This is a genomic window from Fulvivirga aurantia (genome assembly GCF_009711475.1).
In the GTDB taxonomy this organism is placed as follows: Bacteria; Bacteroidota; Bacteroidia; order Cytophagales; family Cyclobacteriaceae; genus Fulvivirga; species Fulvivirga aurantia.
Map to the genome: position 1 here is coordinate 1 of NZ_SMMD01000491.1, position 3,260 is coordinate 3,260.

At 40.6% G+C, this 3,260-nt stretch carries 1 protein-coding gene; it reads right to left on the reverse strand.

Annotated elements, in window-relative coordinates; genetic code table 11:
- Window positions 1–3,253: TonB-dependent receptor (locus E1176_RS03480; RefSeq protein ID WP_155209184.1), on the reverse strand; the 3,253-nt coding region annotated here is incomplete at its 3' end.
- Window positions 3,254–3,260 lie beyond the last annotated feature (7 nt).

Genomic DNA, 3,260 nt, shown 5'->3' on the forward strand with positions numbered 1-3,260 from the left:
CTCCAGAATCGTCAAGGTCTCCATAGAATGCTTCATTTTGCTCAAATTCATCGAATGAAAACACGGGAGTATCTGAGCCAGGAGCAAAACCTTCAAACTGCAACAACTCATATCCGCCTGATTGCGAGTTGTATCGTTTACCCCATTTTTTATTGAGTAGGTTGGTGAAGTTGAATATATCTACAGATAGTTGTAGCGTATTTCGTTTTCCACTTGGCATTTCCAAATAAAAATCCTGAAGCAGCCTCACATCGATAATACTTTCAAACGGGGTTCTGGACTCATTTCTTTCAGTATATTTCCCCCTACGATCGCTCAGGTAATCATCATCTTCTATAAATGCATTAAGTGCCTCCCATTGTGCCTGAGCGGTTGCATCATCGGCAAGCACTACTTCTCCTCTGGCATTATCAAATTCTCCAAAAACAACTTCATTTGCATTTCTAGGCACATAAACCAGCTCTCTATTTCTTGAATCTTCTCCGGTTATATCGTCTCCGTCACCATAGATATAACTATACGGGTTGCCTGATTGCCCTTCGTAAACCAAGGAAAGTTGTGTAGCTGCAAATCCTAAATACTCTTTCTTATAACTAAGATTTGCTAAAATTCTATGGCCCTGAGCAAAGTCTGATCGCTGTACTTCCTCCCAATAATTACGCCCATTGGTGGCATGTAAACCACGCCACTGAGAGGAGTTTTGAGAAGAGGTACCATCGTAGATCGTGTAGGCATCACCATACGAATAAGATATCGTAGCGTTCAATCCGAATTCAAATGGTTTGGTGGCTGAAGCACTGAGGTTGTATGTATAACCCTTGCTCGTATTACTACCGAGCAATATTCTCCCATAAGTACCGTCTATTCTATCTTCGTAATTAATATATCTGTTGTCTGGCGTACCTGTGGCTCTATCGGTTGGAATATCTACATTGATATTGCGATAATAGACGTTATTTAAGAATTTGCTGTAAATACCTTCTAAAGTCAATATTACATTGCCAGGTAAAGCTTTATCTCCTGCAAGATTAAACTTGAGTACCTGAGGTACTTTAAAGTCATCTACAAACAAATCGATATTACCGCTCGGTTCCAATTCACCCACGCCAATATTTCTTGGCTGATTGTTAATGTCTGGCTCCAGCACCGGTGGTGTTGTAAAATCAATTCTCTCAAAATCGAACCCGGTGTTGAGGCCTGTATTATTATAAGCTGCACCAGGCCAAACCAGTGGAATTCGACTGGTAAATAAACCAACTCCACCCCTCATCTGGAAGGTTCTGTCTCCACGCACATCATAATTAAAACCAACCCGTGGCGACCATGAAACCTGCGGATCGATAAACTCTCCTGTTCTAGCTCCACGTAAGTTGTAAGGAAACTGATCTAAAGTAGCCTGGTCGTTGAAGAAAGGATTCGCAGGGGTGTCATTAAAAAAGTTTATATCTGCCCGTAAGCCCACCGTAAGTTTCAACTTATCGTTGGCCTGTATTTCATCCTGGATATAAAACCCGAGCTGAGAGGCATCAAACTCCGCTGCTGAGCCTTCTGTCTCGTCACCATTTACAGAGCTTTGAAGTCCGTAACTAAATTGGTAAAGACTTGCGGGTCTTTCATTCAAAAAGTCGTCTAAGAAAGTCGGTCCGACAGAATTAACTCCACGTTGACGGGAGTAATTATAATCTCCGTAATTGAAAGGGATAAATAAGTTTTTTACAGAATAGAATTCTGCATTGGCTCCAACAAGTATAGTATGCCTTCCTCTATATATTTCAAGATTATTATTGATAGTGATAATATCCTGATCGAGCAGGTTTGCGGTAGAAAACGTTTCTGATCCGAAGGTTATACCTCCATCTTCATCATCAATAAATACAGCAGGAAACGGATCGCCAAATGGATCACGATCGTCTCTCACAAAGGTAGTTCCAACCGTAAGGTGGTTGCTTATGTTGTCTCCAAAAAGAGATCTAAGCTCAATAGCACTCGAGTTGGTCTTAGAAACGAAGAACTCAGAACCATTTAAAAACCGTAGACCCGAGGATGTTGATCTTCTAGCCTCAAGATTTTCAGCTTTGGTGTAAGAATGTCTGATTGTAAGCTTATGATCCTGATTTAAATTTACGTCAAACTTTGCTATCACCTTATCGCTTTCTAAAAACGCGGTGTTATTCAAGTAAGATCCCGGGTTATAATTGTATTGAGAACCTAGAAAGCTAATTAAATTATCGATATCTGCCTGGGTGGCATTACCATTATAATTATCAAAATTAAAGGGTTGCGGAGTTTCGTCTCTTTGTAATTCAGCATTTACAAAAAAGAACACCTTGTCTTTCACTATGGGCCCACCTAGACGTATACCGTAGGTTTTTGCGGTAAAATCAGCAAGCTTTTCTCTTTCGATATCATCTTCCTGCTCATCTTCAAAAGGGGTCTTTCCTGCCAGATCCTGATTTCTAAAGAAATAGTAAACGGATCCTTCAAATTCGTTTGTACCACTTCGGGTTACGGCATTTATACTACCTCCGGCAAAACCAGATTGACGCACATCAAAAGGAGCTACTGACACAGTAAATTGATCTATTGCATCAAGCGATATTGGAGAAACACCAGTTTGACCTCCATTAGTACCACTGGCTGCCAAACCAAATACATCGTTATTTACAGCTCCATCTATATAAATGGCATTGTATCGATTGTTCATACCACCAATAGAAATTTCAAGACCATCACCCCCCTCATTGATGATTGTTTGTGGATTAAATCTGGCAAAATCTCCCAGCGACCTTCCTACAGTAGGTGCAGAATTGATGTCATCCGTGTTTAAGGCAGTTTCAGCACCTGTTCGGTTGCCATCAAATACATCAGTCGTACTGGCTGAAATAATTACCTCCTGAAGTTGAGTACTAGCTTCATCCATCGGTATATCCAGAAACAGCTTTTGACCTAGCGCTAACCGAATATCATTTACCTCATAGGTTTGGTAACCAATAAAATTAACTGTGATTTTATATGGCCCCCCAACTTTCATATTGGGTATTCTGAAGAAACCATCTGCACCCGATAGGTTACCATATTGTGATCCCGTGGGTTGATGTACTGCAATAATCGTTGCACCAGGTAAGGGATCACCATTTGCGTCAGTGATTTTACCATTTATGCCCGATGTCGTAACGCCTTGTGCAACCACAAAGTTGGTACTAACACCAATCAAAAAGGTCGCACAAATCATGATTCGTAAGATTTTAAACATAATTTGT